Source organism: Methylobacterium mesophilicum (assembly GCF_022179445.1).
Classification (GTDB): domain Bacteria; phylum Pseudomonadota; class Alphaproteobacteria; order Rhizobiales; family Beijerinckiaceae; genus Methylobacterium; species Methylobacterium mesophilicum.
The window spans coordinates 22,241-48,604 of the sequence record NZ_BPQU01000009.1 but is presented as its reverse complement, the minus strand read 5'-3'; the positions used below and the strand labels follow the sequence as shown (position 1 = coordinate 48,604).

Below are 26,364 nucleotides of genomic sequence, written 5' to 3'. Positions count from 1 at the left end.
CCGGATCCGCTCCCCAGCGCTTGGTTTAAACGCGCCTCCGGCTCCCCCCTGGTCTACCGGGTAGATCATATCTTGGTATGGCTCGCAGAACGGCGTGCAGAACAGCTCGACACGATTGCCGCTTGGCGGCACAGTCTGTGTACCCGACTTGAGACTGAGGCTAGCGCTCCCGCCGAAGTGCGCAAGATTGCCGTCTTTTATGCCCGAGGCACAGGTCCGGTGTTCGAGGACATTCGCTTCACACCGGCCGGCTTCCGAGCTTACCTTCTTAGTCTAGCTGGCTGATGATCTGCCCAAGCCCTTGTAAGTTCATACAGATCGTTTGTTGTGATGAAAACAAAAATTGAAAATTTTTCAAGCTTGAAGGACAGATAGTGCTTCTGAATGCAACGTGTCTTCCGACAAAAAACACCCACCACTCCACATGAAGAACTCATAAGTAGGGCGAAGCTCACCTACTTGACCATGTTCTTGCGTCTATCACGATGCAAAATCCATCCTTTAACCGGACTCCTCCGCAAATCCCGGACGAGGTTGGCATAAGGCCCAATGAGGCACAGGCCAACCCAAAGATTGTCAAAACCTCTCTTTGGGTTGACGTCCGTGCCGTGATCAGAGCCCACGCTTATGGCGATAAGCCAGCGCCTGCAGGGCACAACTCAGGATCGCGTAGCATTCTCGGTGAGGACCATCACCGGGAGCGAGATCCTCGGTCCACTCGTCAGGGCAGTCGCCGTAAGGCCACTCAACAGCGAGACGCGGCCCTTCAGATCCGGCGTAGTCAGGGCCGAGACTGCAGAACCCAGTCAACTCGCTAAAACCCGACCTAACCCAGAACCCGGGCAGCGCCTCTGCAACGAAGCTGCGCGCCGCGTCGAGAGAGGCCGTATAGGGCATTGCCGGGGCCGGTCTATGGCCGTCGACGAGCACGGCAATCATACGATCGAGCTGAGCATCGGGGTTGTCTGCATGTCGGACACGCAAACTCAGCAGAGCTAGATTGCTCCCTTTGACGACGCGCATCGAGCGGACTTGATTGTCCTTCGCGGCATCGCATTCGTCCACGAGTTGCGTGCCGATGCGCCCGATGGCGTCCTCGTAGCTTTCTTGCTTGTGAGCAGAACTAAAATTCGACATAGCTTTACCCTGCGCCAGATGCTTCTCTGTTTGACTAGCAAGTTAGAACAGCACCATGCATATGAGTATCCTAGTCTATGAATTCAATATCAATCTGCTATTTTTGAAATGATGTCGGAGAAATATCTGTAATGGTTTCAATATTATAGTCTTATAGAAATGCACTCCGAATCAAGAGTGCGATTTAATTAATGACTAAATTAGATTAGCTTGCGGGCAAGCTGGCATAGGCCTGTGATCGCATCTGGCCGAAAGCTGCCGGTCCGCTTTGGAGAAGGCGAGCGGGAAAAGCGGACGTGCTCTTCTCGGCCAGCTCCTCTAGGCCGATATGCGCCCAATCTAGCCACTTCAAGGGGCTTCGGCAGCTCCTGAAAGCGGATGTCGACGGATTTGACGCGCCGCAACTAGATGTTTGGTCCCGCGGTGTGGTGTGACGGGTCGAGCCTGAACCGCTCCGGCTGTTTCTTCCAGGCCTGACAGACGAACTCGTAGGGGGTGAGACCGCGCAGGGTCTTTAGGCGACGGCCGTAGTTGTAGGCATCGACGAACAGCTGGAGGTGCTGGCGCAGCTCGTCGTGGCTGCCGTAGTGGTAGCGTTTGGCCATGACGTCCTTGATGGTGCGGTTCCTCCGCTCGACTTGACCGTCCGTCCATGGGCAGCGCGGCTTGGTCAGGCAGTGCTCGACCTTGGTGTGTAGGACGGTGACAAAATCATCCACTGGAGCGTCGGCGTTGAGCTGATGCGGGCGGGGTAAAAGCCGGCCGGTGGAGAGGCTTCTCTTTCGGGAGGGCCCCAGGATGTTTGCCGTGGAGGTCTACGCGGCCGTTCGGCAGTTCGTTTTCATCGACGGCCACTCTCGTCGCGAGGCAGCAAGGGTATTTGGGCTCAATCGCGAGGCGATCGCCAAGATGTGCCGGTTCTGACTGCCGCCGGGTTGCACCCGTTCCAAGCCGATCGGGAAGCCGAAGCTGGGGCCGCTACTTCCGGTGATCGACGCGATCTTGAAGGCGGACCGGATCGCCCCCGTCAAGCAACGCCACACGGTCAAGCGGATCTTCGAACGTTTGCGCGACGAGCAGGGCCATGCTGGCGGCTATACGGTTGTGAAGGATCACGTCCGGATCGCACGCGCGAGCGGGCTGGAGACCTTCGTTCCGTTGGCGCATGCCCGGCCACGCGCAGGTCGACTTCGGCGAGACGGTCGCCACCATCGGCGGCGTGCGTCGGAAGATCCATTTCTTTTGCATGGACCTGCTGCATTCCGACGCCTGCTTCGTGAAGGCGTATCCGCGAGAGACCACCGAGGCGGCCTTGGACGGGCATGTCGCCGCCGTCAGGTTTTTCGCCGGCGTGCCGCTGTTTATCCTCTACAACAACACCAGGATCGCGGTGGCCAAGATCTGCGGCGGCGGGCAGCGCGAGCGCACCCGCGCCTTCACCGAGCTGGTGAGCCACTACCTGTTCCGAGACCGCTTCGGGCGTCCGGGCAAGGGCAACGACAAGGGCAAGGTTGAAGGACTGGTCAAGTACGCCCGGTCCAACCTCATGACCCCGGCTCCGGTGTCGGCCTTCTTCGAGGCGTTGAACGCGGATCTGGAGCGACGCTGCCGGACCCGGCAGGATGAGCGGGCCGGACAGCATGCCGAGAGCATCGGCACGCGACTGGTCACTGATCGTGCCGTCCTGCGTGCCTTGCCGGCGGTCCCGCTAGAGCCGTGCGAGAAGCGGGCTGGGCGCGTCTCCTCGACCGCGCTGGTTCGCTACCGTTGCAACGACTACTCGGTGCCGACCGCCTACGGCTTCCGAGACGTGCTGGTGAAGGGCTTCGTCGAGGAGGTCGTGATCCTGTGCGCGGGGATCGAGATCGCCCGGCATGAGCGCAGCTACGGCACGGGCGTGTTCGTGTCCGATCCGCTGGATTACCTCGCGCTGATCGAGATCAAACCGAACGCTCTCGACCAGGCGGCCGCGCTCCAGGGCTGGGATCTGCTCGAGGCGTTCCAGCACCTGCGCCACCTCCTGGAGGCGCACATGGGCAACCGCGGCAAGCGCGAGTTCATCCAGGTGCTGCGCCTGATGGAGGCGATGCCCAAGGACGTCTTGGCCTCGGCCGTCACCGACGCAATCCGGCTCGGGGCGATCGGCTTCGACGCGGTCAAGCTGATCGCGCTGGCCCAGCTCGAACGACGACCACACCGGCTCGGCCTGGCGGCCTATCTGCATCTGCCCAGGACCATGGTGAGGACGACCGTGGCCGCCGACTACGCCGTGCTGGTGCTGGAGGTGGCGGCATGAGCGCGGCGCGTGACGAGACGATGCCGGGCGGCACCGCCGGCGGCACGCCGGGGATTCTGCTCGCCCACCACCTCAAACAGCTGAAGCTGCCCACGGTGTTGCGCGAGTACAACAAGGTCGCCCGGGAGTGCGCCCAGGGCGGCGTCGATCATCCGCGCTACCTGCTCCGGCTCGTCGAGCTGGAACTCATCGATCGGGAGCGGCGCATGGTCGAACGCCGGATCCGGTCGGCACGCTTCTCGGCGGTGAAGAACCTCGACACCTTCGACTTCACCGCGATCCCGAGCTTGAACAAAATGCTCGTGCTGGAGCTGGCGCGATGCGGTTACATCCTTAGCCGAGAGAACGTCATCGCACTCGGCAACTCCGGCACGGGTAAGACCCACATCGCCTTGGCCCTCGGCCTGGCGGCCTGCCAGAAGGGCTTCTCGGTCGCGTTCACCACCGCGGCCTCTCTGGTCAACCAGCGCCTGGAGGCACGCGACGAGCGCCGTCTGCTCCGGCTGCAGCGCGAACTGGCTTCGGTGAAGCTCACGATCGTCGACGAGCTCGGCTACGTGCCGCTCTCACCGACGGGGGCCGAGTTGCTGTTCGAGGTCTTCTCCCAGCGCTACGAGCGGAGGTCGATCGTGGTGACCTCGAACCTGCCATTCGAGGATTGGACCTTGGTCCTGGGCTCGGAGCGGCTCACCGGCGCATTGCTCGATCGCCTGACCCACCACGTCAGCATCCTGAGCCTGAACGGCGACAGCTACCGCCTCAAATCCTCCCGCAGCCGACGAGGCCGCGGCGATGGCAGGGCGGAGCAAAACCAGGCCACCGCCGATCCCCAGGATCCCGAGACCGGCGAGATCCTACCGGCTTGAGCCTCAGGATCGGCGATAAACGATAAAGGGACCCGATCGGGCCCCTTCATCGTTCAAGCTGCCGGCCGCCACTGGCCTGGTTTTACTACGCCGCAGCAGCCTGGAATTGGTCCGCCCTTTACACGCATCGAAGGCTGCCGGCCGGCCCAGGCACAGTGCCCGGCCTTGGACACGCCGAGAGCGCGCGCCCTTATTGTGTTGGGGAAGTCGGCCTGGTTGGCCTTCATGAACCGCAAAACTTCGTTGTCAGAAGCCTGGTCTCCCGTGCGAACTACGCCGTAGCGCGAGACCAAACATCCTGCAACGCCAGTGACGTATCGACCGCGCTTGCGGTGCTGGCCGAAGACCCGGCCGGATACACCGCAGGCCCAGTTGACAACGGCCACGATGCCGACTGGCTGCGCGTCAAACTGCGGGCCGCGGGCATCATCCCAATTACGTCAGGCAAGAGCGGCCGCAAGTGACGGTTCCGCGATGACAGGTGTCGCTACCGTGGGCGATGGCGCGGCAAGGCAAGGCAAGGCAAGGCAAGGCAAGGCGAGACCCAACCGCCCCAAAGATTACCGTCGCATTATTACTTGCTTCAGAGTTCTTCAGCATGTATAACTCATAACACACAATGTATTATTCATGATATTTTTGCACTGACTAAATCCGACCCTAACGTTATCCCGATCGCCGCCGGCTATAATTTCAATCGATTTTGTGGCCGGCGAGCTGAAAGCATCATTCCCAATCAAAAAATCGACGTCAGAAACATATTCCATAAAACAGATTAATTTCCTGTCGAACAAAATAATTTATTAGAATTCAAATAACACGACACCGCGGCAACTTGCTTATTTGTAGCCAAATGACATAATTCAACCTTGTTTGAACAAGCACTTTCAGCGAAAGGATGATCTCTTAATGAGCAATGAAAAACATAGCAACACCACTACCTATATTAAGCAGTCATTCGACAAAACTGGCTCGAAAATATATGAAGCCGAAGGGTGTCGTATTGAAGAAGATAATCTTGGTTGTGTTTCAGGTTCACTCACTGGCGTGAAAACAATCTCAATCGGTAATATTACATCGATAAAATTGCATCAAATTGAGCGCAGCAATGACTTAGTAAGCCATTTCATAACATTCACAAATGGAGGATCGTGCGCGCTGACATACAATACCAACGGTGAAGTAATCGATTTCAGCGTTGGCAAAGTTAAATTGACCCGTACGGACGATGGTGTCTTGATCATTGACACCTTGCCTATCTAAATTATTTGCGGCCGGCACCCGAAAGGTGTTAGTCCGGTCGGGAAGCAGGCGCTTAATTAGCTCGAACGCGTCGATTATTGATCGTTCGACGCAGGCGTGACGTCATTTCAAATATTTCAAGATATACAATCTTCCCAAAATACATATTATTTGATATAGAAAATAAAATCCGCCCTGCGGCAGGGCCCCCACCACTCCGCGCGCGCTTTGTTGATTCTAAATGGCGCAGCGTCACGCCGGCGGGGTCGCCGTGCTGGCAACGCGCAGGACCCTAACCAGCCAAGTCCGGATCGCCCAAACGGTCCGAATGAGAACGGCTGCAACGTAGGCAGAGCTGACCGCGAACAAGGCCGCCCCAATCAGAGTATTACCCGCGTCGTCGTACTTCAGCGATTCCATAAGCGGTAGAAACATCACGTAGGAATGCGAGAACGCGAACAGGCCGTACAACGACCAAGCCAAGATGATCATGAATGCGGAAGCAGTCCAGAAATCCAGCTCGCGCATAGTTCATTCCCTCGGACGCCAATTTCATACTCACAACGATCTTTAAAAGCCACCCCGGTTCCCAGTTTGTAATTTGAAATCGACACACAAATCAAAAACCGGACGATAAAGACAAGATAAGATTTCAAAAATTGAACCGTCAAAACGCGGCCTGCGGACGGACGTATGGCCGATATCCAAATCGAGCTCGGACACGCGCTGCATGGGCATGCGTCCCGGACCGCTTCGTCTCGGGAGGCACAGCATCTGCCCTAAGAAGGCGATTTGAAAACTAAAAACCAATTTACAAATGGAATTTCAATTGTCAAATCAAAGCCTAATTTATTTGTCAAACAAAAAACGTTTGGATACGGTCAAGCTGCCGATATCGTGAACGGCCAAATTTCTTAAATACTGCGACAGGCTGCACGAAACGGGACCATTCTGTAGCCTCAACGCGGAGTTCTGGATTTACGCTTGCACACTCGTGCTCGCGGCGCCGTATGCGGGGACATTATGACTGATCTAAAGACGCTTTTGTTGTGCAGTTCGGCCGTGTTAGTTTCGGGCTCCGTGGCACATGCGGCCGACCTTCCAACCACGAAGGCTGCGCCGATCGAGTATGTGCGCGTCTGCAACGCCTACGGCGCGGGATTTTTCTATATTCCTGGAAGCGATACCTGCCTCCGCATTTCAGGTCGTGCGCGGTATGATTTCCTGTACCAGACCAGCAAGGTCCGCACCGGAACTGGCGGCGACCAGACCGGCTATCTCGGCCTTATGCGCATCAACCTTGATGCCCGCACACAAACCGACTACGGGACGCTCCGCGCCTTCCTGCGTCTTGATCTCGCCGACCGCAGCGGCCCCTTCCTCACCTCCGGATCCCGCCAGCGGGAGGGTTTGGCCTTCCCGGGCCTCGGTGCTGACGCTTTCAACCGGACGCAGACCTACATTAATGCCGACAAGGCCTTCATCCAGTTCGCTGGGCTGACGGCTGGCCGGGCATCATCGTTCTTCGATTTCTACGCGCACGACTTCGAACTTATCGGCGGCACAGCCGGATCGGACACATTCAGCACGAACGTGCTGGCCTACACGGCCACTCTCAGCAACGGCGTCACCGTGAGCGCCTCCATGGAGGATCCGACCTATCGCCGCTTCCCGATCTTCGGAACCGGGTCCGCGGTCGGCGCCTTCACGGGCGCAGGGGGGTTTGCCGGTTACAGCAATGCCTTCAATCCCTTCACCCCCTCGACTTTCCTGGCTCCCATCGTCGTAGGGCCCGGCAACGTCGCCTTCGTCGACGTGACCCAAAAGACCCGCATGCCTGACTTCATCGGCGTCGCGCGCATCGACCAGGCGTGGGGATCAGCACAATTGTCGGCGGCCGTCCACGAGATAAATGCTGGCGACGCCGGCAGCGCGGTAGCCGGTGTCACGACAGCGACGAGCGCCCTCGGTATTTCGCCCACCGGCCGCGCCTCGAGCGCCTACGGCTGGGCGGTGCAGGGCGGCCTGAAGGTCAACCTGCCGTTCATAGCGACGGGCGATACACTTTACCTCCAGAGCGCTTACGGCCAGGGCGCACTCAGCTATACAGGTATCTCGAACTACACGGCTCCGTACGACGCCCTCGCGGCGGCGCCGGTGGGCGGTGGCGCCTTCGCCCAATATTACGCCGACGCCGTCCTAAACCCGACCACGGGACGGCTTGAGCTATCGACCACTTTTTCGGCAGTCGCTTCGCTGCTCCATTACTGGGGCCCCGCCTGGCGCTCGGCGTTCTTTGGAAGCTACGCCGAGATCGACTACAACACGAAGGGTCGTAACGCACTCGGCCTCCTGGGCTTCGGTTTCGCGCCTGCGGGCGCCAGTGCGACCAATGCTCTGGCCTTCGCGACGAGCCCGGTGCTACGCGGCAACAACCAGATCGTCACCGGCGCGAGCCTGATATGGACGCCGGTGAAGGACCTCGATATCGGCGTCGAGGGTGAGTACATCCGCACTGCTCTCAATAGCGGTGTAACTCCGGATATCTCAAAAAACTCGCTGCGCTATGTGAATGCACAGGACGCGGCACAATTTCGGTTCCGCGTGCAGCGGGATTTTTAGCTAAGCCGCTCCACGTCTCGTCCCCCATCCAATTAATCAGGGCTCGGCCGAGAGGCTGAGCCCTTAGTTTTTTCAACCTCGACTGTCTCGTTCTAGATTTAATCATTTAAAATCTATTTTTATTGCTCACCATGAAGGGTCATGTACAAGTAAATCAGCTCCTCGGAGGCCCTTCTTGCCGCTGAGCGGGCGTTGGCTGCGGTTTCGAATCGGCGCGCTCAGGTACCGGAGCAGATCGAATCGAACCCAAAGCTTCAGACCCATACGACTTCGCCGACCGGGAAACCGGTCGGCATTTTCGTGTTGTAGCCTCGGTCTCAAGCACCTGATCGCCGACGCTGGAGCCTACATGAGACCGCCCTGGCGGGATGGACTCGTCTCGGCTTCGTGGTACCTCACGAGAGATCACAGACTCCGCAACAATCCCTCCGGCATGAGCACGGGGGAGACGTTCATAGCCGGGCACCGTGATCTGAACCCACCAGACCATCGATAAGAGCGTCGAACGTTGCGGCAGCAACCGGGAGTGGAACCGCTTAAAGCAGATTTTATAAATTTAAACTCGTTCAAAGACTGAAAGATTTATTCTGCAAGAAAATATGGAATTTAAATCGGGACTATCTCACAGTGTACTCCCGTCGCCGATACGCGACAGCTTAAGTAAGAGATTGCGTCATGAAGAATCTTATCCTGGCTTGCTCGTTCGGCGCCATGCTGATCTCTGGCTCCGCCTTCGCTCACGAGTCCAGCGCGCAGATCGACCCCAGCCTAATCATCCGGACGAACGGAAGCGGTCTCGACCCATGGTCTTCCGCTGAGGGGAACGATAAGTCGGGTGGCATGTGGGAGGGCGCGACCGGCTACAGCGCGTCCGTGCCGCAACAGCCGGCCTATACTGGGTCCGTTCCGTCGAACCGGCAGTGGAGCCACCTGAGCACCCGCGCACGTCATCACAGCGAACCGTCGTACTGACCGATCCCGTCGGCTCGTCGCCTGTCGCTGCCGCGGCAGGCGACGCCAGCCCCGGTACGGCACCACGGGGGACCGCGCGGGCCTCAGACGGCTTCTATCGAGGCCGCGCCGAGGGCAATGGAACCGTGGCCCTGATCGGGCCAAAGCAGCGTCACGCGACAACCAGTCCCGTCGCTTGCGATGTCAAAGACCGCGCTGTGCAGCCGGGCGATCGAATCGACCAAGCTCAGTCCGATGCCGAACCCGCTCTTGTCGGTTCGGAACGCGCCGCGGCGGTACCGGGCACGGACGGTGGTCAGCTCTTCGCCAGGAATGCCGCAGCCGTTATCCGTGACGCGGATGGTCGTGGGATTCTGCAGAAGCGCGACTTCGACCCAGCCCCCGGATGGGGTGAATTTCAGGGCGTTGTCGATCAGGTTGCTCGCAGCCTCGAAGATCAAGCTGCGGTCACCCTCTACATCAAGGGCGCTTTCAGGCCGTGCCCATCGGAGCTGGATGCCCCGCTCAGCCGCGAGAGGCTCGTAATACTCCACGGCATCCTCGAGTAGTCGGCTTAGGTCAACCTGCGAGAAGCCCGATCGGCGCAGACGATCTTCCATCTCGGAGATGCGCAGCAACGCCGAGAACCGGATGACGATCGACTTGACTTCGGCGAGCACGTCTTCGTTGCAAGCGCGGAACGCTTCGATGCTGTCAGCCTTGCGCAGGGACCGCTCCAGTGTCCCGACGACCCGGGTAAGCGGCGTTCGCAGATCATGGGCGATGTTCTCGTTGACGCCCTTGATCTCCAGCATCAGTCGCTCGAGCTGGTCGAGCATGTCGTTCACCACTCGCGTAAGGTGGGCGAGGTCGGCAGAGACGCCGCGCGTGGGCAGCCGTTCGCTCAGGTCGCCACGCATGATGCGGACCACCGCTGAGGTGATCGCGTCGTTCTGACGGAGCGACCCGACACCGAAGATTACGGCACCGATCAGGCCGATGATGATGGTGGCTGCCATGCCCCAGGAAAAGGTCTCGACAAGGGCGTTCTCAAGGGACTGGAGATCCTTGGCCGAACGGCTGACCAGAACGTACTCGCCGCTCGGCAACTTCGTCAGTTCGCTGAACAGCGTGCGCGTCCCATGCTCCGTCTGCTGGGTCAGGACGAAGGGGCGCCCGATCGGCGCCGTCGCCGGGTAGGTGATCGGGGCACCGGCGCGGCGTGCGTGATCCGGTCCAAACAGCACGAGCGGGCGCCCGCCTTCCGCAAAGTCCTCCGACGCCTCGATGCGCTCGCGTAGAGCATGGGGGGGCAGGTTCAGGAGATGCTTCGACTCCCACTCCACCCACTCAAAGGCGGCCTTTCGGCCGTAGCTGCGCGTATCGACGTACAGGAAGCCGCACAGGGCTAGCGACGCGCAGCCGAAGGTCGCGAAGAACAGGCTCGCTACCCGGAAGCCGCTGGTGCGGCGAACCTCAAGAAGGCGCACGGAGGATGAAGCCCGTGTTGCGCACCGTGTGGATCCGGGGGTTCAGCCCGTCGGGATCAAGCTTCTTACGGATCTTGCCGATGTGCACGTCGATGACGCTCGATTGATGATTGAAGCTGTAGCCCCAGACCGACTCGAAAATCATCTTACGGCTCACCAGCACACCGGCGTTCTGCATTAGGAACTCGATGATGGCGAACTCCTTGGGCAGCAGTTCGATTTCGCGGCCGGCGCAGCGCAGGACCCGCTCGATCAGGTCAAGGCGCAATTCGCCGACGACCAATTCGTTAACAGTCTCGGCAGCCATCTTGCGCCGGGCCAGCGCATCGACCCGAGCGGTCAGTTCGATGAACTCGAAGGGCTTGGCGAGATAGTCGTCACCGCCAGCTCGCAGGCCGTCGACACGCTCGTTGACGGCCGAGAGCGCGCTTAGGATCAGCACGGGCGTCGAGACCTTGGCGGCGCGCAGCTTGGTGAGCAGCGACAGGCCGTCAATCTCCGGCAGCATGCGATCCAGGACGATCACGTCGAAGTTACCTTCCAGCGCCTTCCGAAGGCCGGTAGTTCCGCTCGGCGCCTCGTCGACCTGAAACCCGTATTCCGCGAGCGCCGAACCGATCTCAGCGGCGACGCGACGATCATCCTCGACCACCAATACACTGGGCATTCTTTTTTCCTTCTTATTCTGTATTCGGCTGTTCGGCTTGGTCTCCTGCAGCTTTGCAGCGGACCCGGAATTATCCTCTTCAGGCTCGCTGTCAAATGGCGGTTGATCTGCGCTAGCGGAATGCGTCATTTGGCCGGCAAAGCTTACGAGATCGTGAACGGATCGGGCCATGCGCCTCACTGCACACTGGCCTGCTCGGTGAGCTTGGCGGTCGCTGCCTTCGCAGCGGAATCGCCCTTCGGAACAACCCGGGCACCGTCCATGAGGCTCGCGGGAGGATTGAGGACAATCGTTTCGCCGCTCTCGAGTCCGGTACGCAGCTCCAGCCGTGTGCCCAGATCACGCGCAATCGTGATTGGGCGGAGCTGCACCGTGTCATCGGGCTGAACGACCGCGACCCGCGTACCCGTCGCATCGAAGATCAGCGCCTCGGACGGTACGGTCACGCGGGGATGCGTACGCGGCACCGCAAAAGTTACGGCGACGTAGAGGCCGGGACGCAGGATTCCATCGGGGTTCTTAACGTCAACCTCGGTATCGAGGGTCCGCACGGAGGAGCGCAGGGCGACCGAGCTGCGTGAGACCGTTCCGTCAAGCACGTTATCCGGCATCTGAGCGACGCGCACGTGGGCCTGGACGCCGTCATGGATGCCCACCGCCGCCGATTGCGGCACTTGGACCGTTACGCGCAGGACCTCCGTGCTATCGATGGAGAACAGGGGTGTTCCGCCGCCGGAATCGGCGTGAACGAGGTCGCCGACATCGACCATGCGGGCGGTCACTACGCCGTCGAAGGGCGCGACCACGTTCTCGAACGTGGTCAGCGTCCGCAGCCGGTCCACTTTGGCCTGCTGTGCCGTGATGTTCGCCTCGGCGACCTTCACATTCGCGTCGGCGGCGGTCAGGGCCGCTGTGGCCGTCAGCATGCTGGCTCGGGTTTGATCGGCGTTCTGCTTCGAGGCCCAGCCCTGGCCCGCCAGCGTCGACGTCCGGGCATCGGTGGCATTGGCCAGCGTGACGTTGGCCTTGGCCTGCTCGACATTCGCGTGGGCGACGGCGAGCTGGGCCTGGAACTGGCCGAGTTGTGCCTCGGCTTGGCGCGCCTGCTGGTCTAGATCGGGGGCGGTGATGCGGACGAGCAAGTCACCCTTCTTCACCCGCGAGCCGATGTCCACCCGGCGCTCGGCGATGTAGCCTGTGGCGCGGGCGAAGATGTCGGCATGGTCAAAAGGCTCGGTTTGGCCCGGCAAGGTGAGCATCATTGGCTGATCGTCTTCGGTGGCCGACAGGGTGCGCACCGTGGGGACAAAATCGGCCGTCTCGGCCTGCGTCACCAGCGAAGCCTGGTAGGTTTGCCAATGGTGCCAGCCACCAAGGCCGAGGGCGCTTCCGAGCGCCAGGGCAGCCACCAGGAAGGGCCGCTTGCGTGGGGGCGGCAGATCGGCATGTGCCAGCGTCTCCCCGGCCCCATCCTGCCGCAGAGGATCGATTTCGACTGCGTGGCGATGCGCCCGCTCTGCAACCTCGTGGGCGTCGAACGCGTGAGCGTCGGGATCTGCGCGCATCAATAATCCTCGAGGGGTTTGATCGGGTTGTGCCGGAGCAGGGTGTAGAGGAGCGGGACAAAGAGCAGCGTCGAAAGCGTGCCCATGCCGATCCCGCCCATGACCGCACGGGCGAGAGCAGCGTTCTGTTCGGAGCCCTCGCCTGATCCGATCGCCATTGGGATCAGGCCGAGGAACATCGCCGAGGCGGTCATTAGCACCGGCCGCAGCCGTGTATGGCCGGCCATCAGGGCGGCCTCGCCTGCCGAGCAGCCGGTGGCCTCCCGGTGCTCCTTGGCGAAGGTGACGAGGAGGATCGAGTTCGCGCTCGCCACGCCCACCGACATGATCGCCCCGAATAGGGCTGGGATCGAGAAGGCCGTGCCGGTGATGAATAGGCTCATTACGATGCCGCAGAAGGCAAGCGGCAGCGCGGCGATCACCACGAAGGGATCGACCCAGGTCTGATAGTTTAGGACGAGAAGCAGGTAGACCGCCACCAGCGCGATCCCGAGCCCGATCTCGATCCGCGCGAAGGCGCTCTCCATGCTTTCGATCTGCCCGCGAACCAAGATCTTGTCCGGAGCCGGCAGGCGGGCCTGCGCGTCGGCGACGATCCCATCCACGGCATTGCGGACGCTGCCGAGATCGGCGTTTTGGACGTTGGCGAGGATGTCGAAGGTCGGCTGCTGGTTGACGTGATTGATCACCGTCTGCTCCGGCTGTCGCTGCATCGTGGCGACGTTCGACAGCAGGATCGGAATACCCGGCTTGTCATGGCCAGCCGCGTGGACCGAGACCGGCGTATTCATCAGCTGATCGATGTCGGCATTGCGCCATTCCGGCGTCTGGACCCAGAGCTGATAGGGCATCCCGGACTTCGGATCGGCCCAGAAGTTTGGGCTTACCTGAAAGGAGCCCGACAGCGAGATATTCATGTTCTGCGCGATGGACTGTTCGCTAACGCCCATCTCCGAAGCGAGCCTGCGGTCGACGTTCACGGACATCTGCGGCGCGTCGACGATCTGATGAAGGTGGACGTCGACCGCCCCGCGGACCGCCGAGATCCGGCGTACGAGATCGCGTGCCACGGCGAGATCTTCGACGTCGTGGCGTCCTGAAACCTGCACATCGATCTGCGCGATCGTGCCGAAATTCAGTATCTGCGTGATTATGTCGGAGGGTTGAAAATAGAAGACATCATCCGGGAAAGCGCCGCGCAGCACCTTGCGCAGGCGCGCCTCGTAGAACGAGATCGGCCTGTGCTCACCTTTCAGATTGATGAGCATCTGTCCGTCATTGTAGGCGACAAATGATGCGTCCATGAAGGCAAAATTATAGTTCGAGGCTGGCAGGCCGATGTTGTCTAGGATGAGTCCAAGTTCATCTTTCGGGACAATCTGCCGGACGACATCCTCGACCTGCGCAAACCGCTTCTCCGCCTGCTCGATCCGCTGACCCGGGTGGGTGCGGATATGCAGCGTCATCTGGCTCGATTCGATTTGCGGGAAATAATCCTGCCCAACGAAGGGAAAGATCGCCGCGGTAAGCGCGAAGACGGAGAGCACGCCGCACAGGGTCCGGCCAGGGTGGCGGAGCACGGCGGAGAGGAGGCCGACATAGCCCGCGTGGAACCGCGTGAAGCCCCGCTCGAAGGCTCCGCGGAAGGCGACGGCGCCACGCAACGGATACCGGAATCCCCAGCGGAGCGGGCGTAGCGCGAAGCCGAACAGCCGGCCGAGGACCGATCGCCGTCGCTGCGGCGCCTTCCCGTCGACTACAGGCTCCGCGCCGCGGTGATGCCGGGCGTATTCCGGGGCGACGAGAACGTCGATCAGGATGGCGACAAGCGTCCGCGAGAGGAGGTAGGAGGTCAGCATCGCGAACACCACCGCCTCGGCCTGCGGGACGAACAGGTAGCGGGGCGCGTCGGTGAGGAAGAACACCGCCGAGAAGGCCGAGCAGATCGCCAGTGTCGAGATCAGCGCAGGCTTGGCGATGCCCGCGACGCCCTCGACCACCGAGCGCCGAAACGGGAAGCCCTCCTCGAACATCCGGTAAGTGTTCTCGATCGCCACCGTGGCGTCGTCCACCAGGATGCCGACTGCGAGCGCAAGGCCGCCCAGGGTCATCACGTTGATGGTCTGCCCGATGGCGACCAGGATCGATAGCGAAGTCAGGATGCAGAGCGGGATCGAAACGAGCACCACGAGGGTCGAGCGCCACGAGCCCAGAAACAGCAAGATCGCGAGGCCGGTGAGGCCGGCTGCGATCACCGCCTCGCGCACCACGTCGGAGATGGCGTCCGAGACGAAGACCGATTGATCGAACAGTGGCGTGATCGTCATGCCCTTTGGCGCGGCAGCGTGGATGTCGGGAAGGGCAGCCTTGACGGCGTTCACGACGTCCAGGGTCGAGGCCGCACCGTTCTTCAGCACCTGCAAAAGGACGGAGTGGTGACCGTCGGCGCGGACGATGTTGATCTGCGGCGGCGAACCGTCCCGTACCTGGGCGACGTCCCGCAGTAGGACCGGCTGGTTGTTCTCGACCTTGATCGGGATGCGGTTGAGCTGATCGACCAGAAGTGGGCTCGAATTAAGCCGAACCGTGTATTGCTGCGTCCCGACCTTCGCGAGCCCAGAGGGCACAACGAGGTTCTGCTTGAGCACCGCATTCAGGACATCGAGCGGCGTCATGCCAATCGCGCGCAGCTTAGCGGGGTCGAGGTCGACCATCACCTGACGCGGCGCGCCGCCATACGGGGACGGCAGGGTCGAGCCCGGCACCTCGGCCAGCCGCCGGCGGGTCCGGTACTGGGCGTAATCGAAGACCTTGGTGAGGGGCAGCTTTGACGACGATAGGGCCATCTGGATGACCGGGACCGATGACGCAGAGAACCGCATGATCACCGGCGGCTGCACGCCGGGCGGCATACGCGAGCGGATGGCGTTCATGGCGGAATCAACCTGCGTCATCGCGAGATCGATGCTGACTGTGGAATCGAAGTAGATCCGCTCGGTCACGGTACCCTGGATCGACGTCGACTCGATCCGCCGGATGTTGTTGACGTTGCTCGACAGCGAGAACTCGCTGTAATTCGTGATGCGCTGAACCATGTCGTTGGCGTCGAGACCGTTATATGTCCAGACCACCACGACGACTGGTATATCAACGGACGGCAGCACGTCCTTCGGCGCCACCGCGATCGATCCGATGCCCGCGAGGAACATGAGGACGGCAAGAACATAGAAGCTCTTGCGGAACTTCAGGGCAAATCGAACGAGATCCATGCGGCCAATCGCGCTTTTCGCCCGAATCCTGCGGATCTCCGGGCCCCGGCTTTGGCCTCGGTTCGAGAACGCAGAATGAGGCTTGCGTTGTGGAGAGTAAGCGAGGCTCCTGCCCGGCTCCACGACGATATAAGTCACTCCCGACAGTGCTTCGAATGAATTCGCTCTTACATCTTGAAACAAGTTTTAGTTTGGAAAAAAACAAGGCCGCTCTTTCAAAATTTGCGCCTCGGGTGCAGCCTGCATCCCGACGTCTGAGCTGCCCACAGGCGAGGTTTTTAGCAATGAAAATAACTTTTAAGAGATGAATTTTCTTTGATACTTTAGCGCTTTATTTGTTTGTGCTCCACCAGGCGGAAGTGCTAGATTGCCGATGGTCAAAGAATTTTCCTGTTATCAGTCTTCGGCACAAGAAATCGATGTGAACTAAATCATTCAAGTATAAATATAGTTCAGCACCTCCAAAGCAGGCACCTCGCGATTGCTTGGCCAATATTTTGGTATCGGCTTTTGCGGTCCAACGGCTGCTGATGGGTGCCGCCTGGTCCAGAGATGCCGATCGGCGATGTCTCCGAAACAGATCGTCCCAGCATCTCAAGGATTCACAGACCTGGCCTGCTTGAGACAAATCGATGATCAACCAGCGAACAATAAAAATCATGATTTTTGTTGCCTCGGCCGGCCTAGTCACGCCAGCCTGGTCCGAGAGCGAGATGCCTGCCGGCGGCGCATTCATGAGTAGCTACACATCGGACCCCTACTTCGATCCGCGATCGCAATATTCCCAGCGTCATGCGCTCGGCGATATTGGCGGACAACCCATGTTGGCAGAACCGTTGGGCGCTCAGCCACCGTGCGCGCTTTTCGATAAGCCTTGTGCCGACAGGTTCGAGCGGACACGGCACCACGCTTATCCGTAGGGATGTTCGGTTGCCGGCCGAGCTCCGACCACCCTCTCTGCGCGGCCCAACACTGGCTGCTTCGAGATCCTGTCGCCAAGTTCGGTGCAAAGAAGCCGCCCGGACACAGGGTGCCGCGGCGCCGGACATATCCGCTTTCAAAGTCTTGAGAAAGGCCGCTAAGCAGCTGGATCGGTCATAAAACCGAATGGCTGGTTTTGCGAAGGTTGGCAATCTGGCATGACGTAGTCTGGCCGAAAGCTGCACGTCCGCCTCGGAGACGGTTCAACGCAAAAGCAGACAATTCGCTTACAACCCCTTACGGTCTTTCCACGGAGCAAGTCGCCGGTTGGAAGCCGGCGCTCTCCGACTGAGTCTGCTCCTTCACCCCGGTGTGCCGCCAAGGTCGGGGTGACCTGCGAAAGCGGTTGCCAACAAGGTCACAAAGCTGCGCACCTTGCTGGCGATATTGCGGTTGGCGGGGTAGGCGGCGTGCACTGGTATGACCGGCAGACGCCAGCCTGTCAGTATCGGTACGAGCGTACCCGCGCGGATAGCTGGACCGACCACGAAAGCGGGCTCAAGCGCTATGCCCGCCCCTGCGATGGCAGCGGCCAGCAGCGTCGGTCCATTGTTGCATTCGAGCCGGGGCAGGACCGGAACGTCTGCAACTTGGCTATCCCGTTCGAACCGCCACTTGCGGCCCCAGCGCAGCTCGGAGAAATGAAGGCAGGCATGCGTCGCCAGTTCCTGTGGGGCCGCCGGTACGCCGCGTTGGTCGAGGTAGGAAGGTGATGCGCACGCGATCAGCGGGGACGCCCCGATCTGCCGCGTGACAAGCGTGGGCTCGACAGCGAGCGCACCGCGGATCGCCAGATCGAAGCTGTCTCCGATCAGATCCACCGCATCGGTGGAAAGCTGAAGATCGATCGAGACGGCCGGGTTCTCGGCGAGGAAGCGCGCGACCACCGGTGCGACGTGATCAGGTCCCAGGTCTGGAGGCGCTGAGATCCGCAGACGGCCGACCGCCTCGGTCTGGAAGGCCGTTGCCGTTCGCCCGGCATCCCGCACACGATCCTGAATGTCGGCGAGAGCCTCCCGGTAGACCGTGCCGGCCTCCGTCAGCCGCACGGAGCGCGTGGAGCGATGCAGCAGTCGAACGCCCAGTCGCGCCTCCAACGCACGAATCTGCGCATCGACAGCGGTACGCCCCATTTCGAGGTCTTCGGCTGCCGCCGTGCAGCTTGCCCGGTCGGCAACAGCAAGGAACGCCATGATGCCGGCTAGCGGATCGGTCGTCTTCATGCGTCGGCTCATGCACCAAGCGATGTACGATCATAGATCTTATCGCGGCGGATCGCAATTTGTAGCTCTTGGGAGCTACAGCCATACCGACAGGACGTTCACATGGCCGATACCCTTTGGTTTACCACCGCCCGCCTCACCATCCACCTGTCACAGAAAGACAATGCCGATGGGCTCACGCTGATCGAGCACCACATGGCGGAAGGTTTTTCCGTGCCGCTTCACGTCCATCGCGACGAGGATGAAAGCTTCTACATACTGCAGGGTGAAGTCCGCATGCAGATCGAACATGAGGTTCGCCGGCTGACACTGGGCGACGCGTTGACGGTCTCAGGTGGGACGCCGCACTCGTTACGTGTCGTCTCGTCTGAAGCCCGGTTCCTTTCGATGACGACAGGTCGGTTCGAGGGAATGATCCGCAGCCTAGCTCGACCGGCAAAAAACGAAGGCCTGCCGCCCCAAGCCGAGCCGACCGCCGAGGAGGTAGCGGCGCTGATTGCAGTCTGCGCTGCGCACGGCATCGAGTTCCCGGAACCTGCGGTCGCTTGAGGCACGGCGTGGCAGATTTCGGAAATCGCCCTTCCAAAAGCTGCCAGCCGGGAGCCACCCTAACTGGCCATTCGGCTCCCAACCCACACCGGTTGTTCGGACAGCCATTGGCACTTCTAGAATGCGGTCATTCGTCGGTTATCCGGCAACTTCGGCTTGGGGTGGAGCGCCGACCCTGACCCTTCGCTCTCAAGCCGACGTTCAGCGTACGATCCAACCCGGTTGCGTGGATTGCCATGAGCGCTTCCTGAAAGCCACTACTGGGCTGCCGTCGCGCAATTTCAGCTTGGGGTGGCGAGCTGCCACAACTCAGGGTCATCGCGCCCAGCTTATAATTAGCGCATAAGGGACCATCACTGGCTTCGGTCCCGGCCGCCTGTGCCTGAGAGCAGCGTGCGCTCCCGCCCTGATCGCGCGGAGCAGGTTTGTGTCGGAGAGCATGCCTTTCGCTATCCTCATTGCGGAGGCTGACGAGCTCGTCCGTATGGTTACAGCCGACATGCTGGCAGATGTCGGTTTTCATACCATCGCGGTGTGCACTGCCGCCGAGGCGGTGGCGGCGCTCCAAGAACCAGCCGCCGTGCGGATGTTGATCACGGGGCGGGCCATCGTGGGCGATGGTGTTGCCCTTGCCCACCTCGTTCACCACCGTTGGCCCGGTGTCGGCATCATCGTCACCTCGGGAGCCGGGGTAGATCTTCAGCACGACTTGCCGCCAGGTACACGCCTGCTCAGCAAGCCGTACGCTTTCGCAGACCTCATCCGAGAGGTGGAGGCTGGCCTTGTTCAGGCGCAAAAGGAGCCCTCATCCGCTCCCATGCTGCCGAGCGGAGTGCCGCCTCACAGGGGAGTTGATCTAGGCAACGGCGTGGGGGGCACTGCCGCTCCGTCAACCGAGCCGGATAAGACCTAAACCCTGTATACATGACGGCCAATCCGGATCGGTCGCCTGAGCGAGGCCGGCCAAGGTCCGTCGAGGAGGCCCTAGGGGGCGCTCTGGATGTCGGTTATCGAGGACGGTGCACACGGCCATACGGTAGTTATGGATTGAGGCTATGTAAATACACGGAGGCGGCAGAAGGATCTCCCGTCGAATGCACTGTGCAGCACCTGGTTAGGCGCCCCAATGGCATCGATGCTCTATATCGGGCACCCGGTTAGCTGCCACATATGAAATTGTTCCACGATTTCGGAAAGTTTCTGCGTTTTCACACAGTCTCGGTAGGATGCGGAATGGTCGCTTGGGGTTGAAAACCGGCCTCTAGCCTTTGCCCCCGAAGCGGACAGGCTCCTACCGATCCAACCCAGCCGCATGAACTGCCGTCAGCGTTTCTCCAAAGCAGCCGTTCGCTAGCCCTCTGGAAACTTCGGCTCGGTATGGGGAGCGGACTTTAGCCCTTTGCCTCAAGGCGGACGCTGCGCGTGCCGCAGTTCACCGCTTACCAGCGGTAGCCAAGCTCGCCCGTTCTACGATCTCAACCGCGCCGCGACGCAGCTCGATCAAGCCTGCCTCGGCCCATTGCGCGAGAATGCGGCTCACCACCTCGCGCACGCTGCCGACGTCGTCGGCGAGCTTCTGATGGGTCACGGCAACGACACCCCGCGGATCGGCTTCAGCCAGGAGCCGTTGGGCGAGGCGCTGCTTCAGTGGCGCGAACGCGACCTCGTCGATTAGCGTGAAAAGGCCCGACATCAGCCGGGTGTAGTCGTCCATGACGAAGCTGCGGAACGCGGCGCTGTCGCCCATCAGGTGTTGGAACGTGCCTACCGGCAAGGCGGCAAGTTCGGTCCGTTCTTCAGCGATGCTTTGGGCTGGGAAAGTGCCGCCGGACAGGAGGCATTGCGTGGTCAGGGCGCAGGTGCCGCCCGGGCCAACCTTGTAGATCAGCACCTCGCGCCCGCCCTCGGACATGCGGAAGATGCGCGTGCGCCCCTCCAGACACATCAGGTAGTTGGCGCACTCACCATCGAGTTCGTAGGCCGTGGCGCCGGCTTCCAGCACCGGGAACTGCACGGTGCCCCGGGCGAGCTGCAGGTGCGACGGGCTGAGCGCCTGTAGGAGTGGAAACCGGTCGATCCAGTGCTCGACCTTATGCGCGTCCGTCATGGCTGGCGTCACCCTTCGGCCGTGACGACAGGCTGATCATCCGGCTTGCGTTGCGTTTTTCTCCCGCCGCGCCGGACTTGTGTGACCTAGGTCACCGACCGCGTGCAGCGGCTCGGCATAGCATCGCGACATTATGAAAACGATACGGGCGCCGGCCCTGACCGGCACCCGATGGGAGTGACCCGATGCGCCGCCTCGCCCTGAGCTTCATGCTGGCTACACTCGCTGCCGGCCCGGCCGCCGCCGAACAGGATCTGCTGCTGGGCGCCAACATGTCCTCGCCTGCGATGACCCAGGCTGAGATGAGCCGCGCCGACGTCGAAGCGATGATCAAGGCCGCGGACGGCAAGCCGATCGACCTGCACGACAAGGCGCTGTCCGGTCTCGACCTCTCCGGCCTGAACCTCCGGGGCGCCAACCTACGGACGGCGCGCTTGAACAAGACCAACCTGCGCGGCGCCGACCTCAGCGGTGCCAACCTAGAACAGGCGTGGTTCCTGAAGGCCGACCTCTCCGGCGCCAAGCTCGCGGACACGAAGATGTTCGGCATCACCGCTCGGGATGCCAACCTCAGCGGTGCCGACCTCAGCCGGTCGATGCCGATCGGCGACTTCAAGGGCGCCAACATGAGCGGCGCGACGCTCGTGGACCTGAAAGGCGGCGCCGACATCAAGAACCAGTCCATGGGCCTGATGCGGGCAGTGTTCACTTCGGTGAACCTCGCGGGCGCGAACCTGAAGGGGGCCAACCTCGGGCGGTCGCGACTGGAATACGCCGACCTCAAGGATGCCGACCTTACCGACGTGGTGCTGATGGGCTCGGACTTGTCCGGGGCGAACCTGACCGGCGCCACGGTTGCGGGCGCGGACTTCAAGAACGTCGACGTCAGCGGCGCCCGGCTGATCGACCTCAAGGGTCAGGACAGCGCCAAGGATTGGTCTGCCCGCGTGAACGTCGACCGCGCCATCACTCAGGTGTCGAACTAACCCCCGTTCCCCTCGTCCTGCATCCGCTCACGGAGATCCGCGCTCATGACCACCCGCCGCATCCTGCTCGCTGCCTTCGCCATCGCCCCCATGCTGTTCGGCACCGCCGCCATCGCCGCCGAGATGACCTACACGCCCGCCGCGTTCGAGGCTGCCCAGAAGGCTGGCAAGCCGATCCTCGTGCACATCACCGCCCCGTGGTGCACCACCTGCGCGGCCCAGAAGCCGATCCTCGCCAAGCTGGAAGCCGATCCGAAGTTCAAGGACCTACAAGTGTTCGACGTCGACTTCGACAGCCGCAAGGACGTGGTGAAGCAGTTCGGCGCGACGATGCAGAGCACGCTCATCACCTACAAGGGCGACAAGGAGACCGGGCGCTCTGCCGGGGAGACCAAGCCCGAGGCGATCTCTTCGCTCCTCGACAAGGCGATCTGAGCCATCATGGTCACGAGCCTGGGCCTTGCCTTCCTTGCCGGCATCCTCTCGGTGCTGTCCCCCTGCGTGCTGCCGCTGCTGCCGCTGGTGCTCGGCGCGGCGGCCTCAGAGCATAAGTTCGGTCCGGCGGCGCTCGCTGCCGGGCTCGCCCTGTCCTTCGTGGTCATCGGCCTGTTCGTCGCCACCGTGGGGTTCGCCATCGGTCTCGATGCTGGCATCTTCCGGACCGGCGCGGCCATCATGCTCATCCTGATCGGGCTGGTCCTGATGGTCCCAGCGGCCCAGACGCGGCTGGCCGTGACCGCGGGTCCAATGAGCAACTGGACGGAGAACAGGTTCGGCGGTTTCTCGACAGCCGGCCTGCTCGGCCAATTCGGGGTGGGCGTGCTGCTCGGGGCGGTGTGGAGCCCCTGCGTCGGTCCGACCCTCGGGGCGGCTTCGCTGCTCGCCTCCCAAGGACGCGACCTCGGCACCGTCGCGTTGACCATGCTGCTGTTCGGCCTCGGCGCGGCCCTGCCTCTGCTACTGCTCGGCACGCTCTCACGCGAGGTGTTGATGCGCTGGCGCGACCGGATGATGGGTCTGGGCAAGGGGCTGAAGACGGCCCTCGGCCTGATCCTCGTGGCCACCGGGCTGATGATCGCCACCGGCTACGATAAGGCAGCGGAAACCGCCTTGGTCAACGCTTCACCGTCCTGGCTGACCAACTTGACCACCCGCCTCTGACGTTCCCAAGCCAAAGGAGCCTGGAGGTAGATGAGAGTTCCAGAGGCGAGCTGCCGTGTAGATTTTTGTTCTAGCTGAGGCGCTCTATATGGGACGATCTCCTTCGAGCGGGATACCTGTGCCATGTCCTATCGAACTTCAATCATTCCGATCGTGACGGCGTTCCACGAATTTGTGACCGGCAGCGTGCAGTACGTGGTCGCCTGTCCCAGCACTCTGCGGTGCGCCCTCATCGATCCTGTGCTCGACTACGATGAAAAATCAGGGGCTGTGGCAACGCGCTCGGCCGACAAGCTCCTCGCCTATGTCGAGCAACACGGGCTCACCGTGGAATGGGTGCTCGACACCCATCCACACGCCGACCACTTCTCGGCCGCAGCATACCTTAAGGCACAGACGGGGGCGCCGATGGCGATCGGTGACCGGATCGTTCAGGTGCAGGCGCTCTGGAAAGATCTCTACAACCTGCCCGAGGACTTCCCTTGCGACGGCTCACAGTGGGATCGCCTGTTCACAGACGGAGAGCGCTTCCAGATAGGCGACATCGAGGTGACGGTGCTGTTCTCGCCGGGCCACACGCTCGCGTCTGTCACGTACCTCGTAGGGGACGCAGCCTTCATCCACGATACGCTGTTCATGCCGGACGGCGGCACAGCGCGAACCGACTTTCCCGGAGGTAGCGCCTGTGCGCTCTGGCACTCGATACAGCGCATCCTGGCGCTACCCACGGATACGCGCCTGTTCACCGGCCACGACTACCGTCCGGGTGGCCGCGAGGCCCGTTGGCAAAGCTCGATCACCGAGCAGCAATCACAGAACCGGCATCTGCTCGACGGCCACGACGAGGCGCATTTTGTGGCGCTGCGTCAGGGAAGGGATAGCTCCCTGTCGATGCCACGCCTCATCCTCCACGCCCTACAGGTCAACATCCGGGGTGGCCGAATGCCGGAGCCAGAGCGCAATGGCCGTCGGTATCTCAAGATCCCGCTGGAGGCGCTGTCCGGCGCCGCTTGGCAGTGAACATGATCATTGATGATCTTGCGGTCGCTTTGACGGCCACCGCAACAAGCGGAGCGAATAGGAAGCCATGACGAGATTAGCTGCTGCCTGCACCCTCTTCCTAGGGTTGTTCCTGGGACCAGCGCTTGCTCTCGAAGCAGTGTCGCCCGGCTACTATGCGGATCAGAAAGTCGTCTATCAGAATGACGGTGGGATGCCGGACAACGCGACCTACTTCAAGCACATCCTCGGCAACATGAAGAACCACGTCGAGGCGGTAGGTAAGGACCACATCCAAATCCGTGTGGTCGACTTCGGTGACGGCGTTGATCTGTTCCAGATGGCAGCCAAGGACCCCAAGCTTGCCCAGCAAATCGACGGCCTCAAAGCGGAGGGAGTCAAGTTTTTGATCTGCAAAAACACCTTGACGATGCGTAAGATCGATTGGCACGAACTCTACGGAGTAACTGAGGCTGACATCGTTCCGAGCGGGGTCGCAGAGATCATCCGGCTTCAAGGCATGGGGTTCGCTTACGTCCACCCCTGATCAATACCCTCTCGGGCTCGGGCGGGCGCTGATTGCCTTGGCGCCTGTGTGGGACCCCTACCTTGAGGCCATGCTGCTTAGAGTCTGTCCGAGATCATTGTGTTGTTTGGCAGAGCTTTCGTGTCATTAGGCGGATTGAGGCGAGCAAGAGGAAGGCGCGGGCTGTGCGTGAGCGGCATTCCCAGTCCTTGGCCAAGCGCCGACACCGGTTGAGCCAAGCAAACGTTCCCTCATCCTGAGCCTGTCTAAGGATCGACGATCCAGCGCTTGGGCAGCACGACGAAGCCCTTGGCCTGATCGGAGCGCTTGACGATCGTCAGCCTGAGCCGACGGCATGCCCAGCGCAGTCCGGCCTTAAACGCCGGCCCCTGATAGCCGCCGTCCGCATACAGCCGCAGCAGGGACGGGTAGAGGCCAAACAGCGTCGCCATCACCCAGACGCCGCCGTCGCGGTCCTGTACGCTGGCGGGATGCACCAAGGCGTGCATCAGCAGGCCCTGCGTGTCGACGAGGATATGGCGCTTCCGGCCCTTGATCTTCTTGCCCGCGTCGTAGCCCGGCGGGTCGATCGTGCGCCCCCTTTTTTCCGCCCCTTGACGCCCTCATCCTGAGCTTGTCGAAGGATGGCTGTCGAGGATCGCCGCGGTCAGGCTGGCTTCGCGCCCGGCCTGCTCGCGGCAGGCCATGACCAGGATGTGGTGGATCCGCTCCAGGGTACCGTCATAGTCCCACAGATCGAGATAGCCATGCACGGTCGAGCGCGCGGGCATATCCTTCAGCAGCGCCCGCCACTGGCAGCCCGTGCTGAGCACCTACAACAGCCCGTCCACCACCGCGCGCAGATCGACCGAACGCTTGCCGCCGCCGCGTTTGGCCGGCGGGATCAGCCGCTCTATCAGCCCCCACTCGGCGTCGGTCAGATCACTGGGATAGCGCAGGCTAATGCGATCGTAGCGAGCCCGGTTCTCCTGCGTCCACATCGGAAGCCTCCGCCACAAAACCTGCAGACCAGCACAAACCGCTCCAAAATCTCAAAATGTCTCCGGACAGACCCTTAGCGGACGGTACCGAGCGTCTGATTTCGACCGCAAGGGCTCGACCCCACTGGATTCGGTTCGTCCAATCAGCTGAAATCACTCCTGGTCGGGATACCTCGCACTCTGGGGCGGGTAGCTGGCGAGGTACCGGGCTCGCTCCCAAAGGTCGATACAATGACCGTTGAGCAGCATGGCCGCGATGGCCTTCGCCTCATCGTCGGCATCAGCGTTCAGGTAGTTGGCATTGCCGACAGTACCGTCATGGCCAATGCGGAAAACGTAGTACATCCGCGGTCCCGGCAGCGGTTCGTCGATGCTGGTCGGCGACCCGGTCACGTGCGCATCCACTTGTCGAAGAGGGAAGCGTGAAGGTTACCCCGCTCCCGAGGGGAGCGCCCGTTCCAGCTGATTGAAGAGGTTGGAGAGACAGTGGCGTGGCCATCACCAGCTGGACGCGGGAATATCCACTTTGCACAATCTACCTGTTAATGTACTGCTTAAAACCAGGTAAAGAAGCGCTTTGGTTAAATATTCTTTCAATCTTTCGTCAAATTAACTTCAGTTCGGAATATAAAAGCGCCCACTTCCCTGTAATTTGCGTCAAATCAATGAATATCGATGTAACGATGTGCAATTTACGGCACACACAGATCTAGTAACATGCAGCCG

General features: G+C 61.2%; 20 protein-coding genes and 3 pseudogenes. 11 read left to right on the top strand and 12 right to left on the bottom strand.

From position 1 onward, the window contains the following. Nucleotides 1-612: 612 nt before the first annotated feature. On the bottom strand, nt 613-1,137 hold the full coding sequence (locus tag MFF40_RS11635; protein ID WP_238260544.1) for a hypothetical protein: 525 nt from the start codon (nt 1,135-1,137) through the stop codon (nt 613-615). A gap of 404 nt (nt 1,138-1,541) precedes the next feature. Next, nucleotides 1,542-1,823: pseudogene (locus MFF40_RS11630) on the bottom strand (integrase core domain-containing protein); the annotation flags it as partial. A 112-nt stretch (nt 1,824-1,935) separates the two neighbouring features. Between MFF40_RS11630 and istA the strand changes: the two are divergent. The 3 genes and pseudogenes from istA (at nt 1,936) to MFF40_RS11615 (ending at nt 5,562) form a co-directional block, all read left to right on the top strand. After that, nucleotides 1,936-3,433, top strand: a pseudogene (istA, locus tag MFF40_RS11625) (IS21 family transposase). Further along, complete coding sequence (gene istB, locus MFF40_RS11620; RefSeq protein WP_238260543.1) at nt 3,430-4,299, top strand: IS21-like element helper ATPase IstB; 870 nt, start codon at nt 3,430-3,432, stop codon at nt 4,297-4,299. Before istA ends, istB begins: the two are co-directional and overlap by 4 nt. A 909-nt stretch (nt 4,300-5,208) precedes the next feature. Beyond that, nucleotides 5,209-5,562, top strand: a complete 354-nt coding sequence (locus tag MFF40_RS11615; RefSeq protein WP_238260542.1) for a hypothetical protein — start codon at nt 5,209-5,211, stop codon at nt 5,560-5,562. Between the two features lie 231 nt (nt 5,563-5,793). Here MFF40_RS11615 and MFF40_RS11610 read toward each other — a convergent pair whose 3' ends face one another. Beyond that, a complete protein-coding gene (locus MFF40_RS11610; protein ID WP_238260541.1) occupies nt 5,794-6,069 on the bottom strand; it encodes a hypothetical protein in 276 nt (91 codons plus the stop codon). Between the two features lie 495 nt (nt 6,070-6,564). On the opposite strand from MFF40_RS11610, the gene MFF40_RS11605 reads away from it, so the two are divergent. After that, nucleotides 6,565-8,163, top strand: coding sequence for a porin (locus MFF40_RS11605; protein ID WP_238260539.1), 1,599 nt, complete (start codon nt 6,565-6,567; stop codon nt 8,161-8,163). Nucleotides 8,164-8,838: 675 nt separating this feature from the next. Then, a complete protein-coding gene (locus MFF40_RS11600; RefSeq protein WP_058193917.1) occupies nt 8,839-9,135 on the top strand; it encodes a hypothetical protein in 297 nt (98 codons plus the stop codon). 83 nt (nt 9,136-9,218) lie between these two features. On the opposite strand, the gene MFF40_RS11595 is transcribed toward MFF40_RS11600, so the two are convergent. The 5 genes from MFF40_RS11595 to MFF40_RS11570 form a co-directional block, all read right to left on the bottom strand. Continuing rightward, on the bottom strand, nt 9,219-10,604 hold the full coding sequence (locus MFF40_RS11595; RefSeq protein WP_238260537.1) for a sensor histidine kinase: 1,386 nt from the start codon (nt 10,602-10,604) through the stop codon (nt 9,219-9,221). Next, nucleotides 10,591-11,271 carry a response regulator transcription factor gene (locus MFF40_RS11590; protein WP_058193915.1) on the bottom strand — a complete coding sequence of 227 codons (681 nt, stop codon included), beginning with the start codon at nt 11,269-11,271 and terminating at the stop codon, nt 10,591-10,593. Before MFF40_RS11590 ends, MFF40_RS11595 begins: the two co-directional genes overlap by 14 nt. 176 nt (nt 11,272-11,447) lie before the next feature. Next, nucleotides 11,448-12,836 carry an efflux RND transporter periplasmic adaptor subunit gene (locus tag MFF40_RS11585; RefSeq protein ID WP_238260534.1) on the bottom strand — a complete coding sequence of 463 codons (1,389 nt, stop codon included), beginning with the start codon at nt 12,834-12,836 and terminating at the stop codon, nt 11,448-11,450. Further along, a complete protein-coding gene (locus MFF40_RS11580) occupies nt 12,836-16,105 on the bottom strand; it encodes an efflux RND transporter permease subunit (protein ID WP_238260598.1) in 3,270 nt (1,089 codons plus the stop codon). The genes MFF40_RS11585 and MFF40_RS11580 overlap by 1 nt, the downstream gene beginning before the upstream one ends. A gap of 1,283 nt (nt 16,106-17,388) precedes the next feature. Further along, the gene (locus MFF40_RS11570) at nt 17,389-18,309 is read right to left on the bottom strand and encodes a LysR family transcriptional regulator (protein WP_238260532.1); all 921 of its coding nucleotides are present in this window, start codon (nt 18,307-18,309) and stop codon (nt 17,389-17,391) included. 102 nt (nt 18,310-18,411) lie between these two features. Here MFF40_RS11570 and MFF40_RS11565 point away from each other — a divergent pair, with 102 nt between their 5' ends. After that, the gene (locus MFF40_RS11565; RefSeq protein ID WP_238260530.1) at nt 18,412-18,858 is read left to right on the top strand and encodes a cupin domain-containing protein; all 447 of its coding nucleotides are present in this window, start codon (nt 18,412-18,414) and stop codon (nt 18,856-18,858) included. A 127-nt stretch (nt 18,859-18,985) separates the two neighbouring features. Here MFF40_RS11565 and MFF40_RS11560 read toward each other — a convergent pair whose 3' ends face one another. Both MFF40_RS11560 and MFF40_RS11555 read right to left on the bottom strand, forming a co-directional pair. Then, entirely contained in the window at nt 18,986-19,654 is a 669-nt protein-coding gene (locus tag MFF40_RS11560) for a hypothetical protein (protein WP_238260528.1), read from the bottom strand. 636 nt (nt 19,655-20,290) lie between these two features. Next, a complete protein-coding gene (locus tag MFF40_RS11555; RefSeq protein WP_238260526.1) occupies nt 20,291-20,965 on the bottom strand; it encodes a Crp/Fnr family transcriptional regulator in 675 nt (224 codons plus the stop codon). Between the two features lie 185 nt (nt 20,966-21,150). On the opposite strand from MFF40_RS11555, the gene MFF40_RS11550 reads away from it, so the two are divergent. The 5 genes from MFF40_RS11550 to MFF40_RS11530 all read left to right on the top strand — a co-directional run bounded on the left by MFF40_RS11550 (nt 21,151) and on the right by MFF40_RS11530 (nt 24,658). After that, a complete protein-coding gene (locus tag MFF40_RS11550; protein ID WP_238260524.1) occupies nt 21,151-21,951 on the top strand; it encodes a pentapeptide repeat-containing protein in 801 nt (266 codons plus the stop codon). Between the two features lie 45 nt (nt 21,952-21,996). Beyond that, entirely contained in the window at nt 21,997-22,386 is a 390-nt protein-coding gene (locus MFF40_RS11545; RefSeq protein ID WP_238260522.1) for a thioredoxin family protein, read from the top strand. 6 nt (nt 22,387-22,392) lie between these two features. After that, nucleotides 22,393-23,112: a cytochrome c biogenesis CcdA family protein gene (locus MFF40_RS11540; protein ID WP_238260520.1), complete on the top strand. Its 720-nt coding sequence runs from the start codon at nt 22,393-22,395 to the stop codon at nt 23,110-23,112. Between the two features lie 123 nt (nt 23,113-23,235). Further along, nucleotides 23,236-24,132: an MBL fold metallo-hydrolase gene (locus MFF40_RS11535; RefSeq protein WP_238260518.1), complete on the top strand. Its 897-nt coding sequence runs from the start codon at nt 23,236-23,238 to the stop codon at nt 24,130-24,132. A 67-nt stretch (nt 24,133-24,199) separates the two neighbouring features. Continuing rightward, nucleotides 24,200-24,658 carry a DsrE family protein gene (locus MFF40_RS11530; RefSeq protein WP_238260516.1) on the top strand — a complete coding sequence of 153 codons (459 nt, stop codon included), beginning with the start codon at nt 24,200-24,202 and terminating at the stop codon, nt 24,656-24,658. 94 nt (nt 24,659-24,752) lie between these two features. Here the strand turns inward: MFF40_RS11530 and MFF40_RS11525 are convergent. Beyond that, nucleotides 24,753-25,638 (bottom strand): annotated as a pseudogene (locus MFF40_RS11525) (IS5 family transposase). A 153-nt stretch (nt 25,639-25,791) separates the two neighbouring features. After that, nucleotides 25,792-26,031 carry a hypothetical protein gene (locus MFF40_RS11520; protein WP_238260514.1) on the bottom strand — a complete coding sequence of 80 codons (240 nt, stop codon included), beginning with the start codon at nt 26,029-26,031 and terminating at the stop codon, nt 25,792-25,794. Nucleotides 26,032-26,364: the final 333 nt, after the last annotated feature.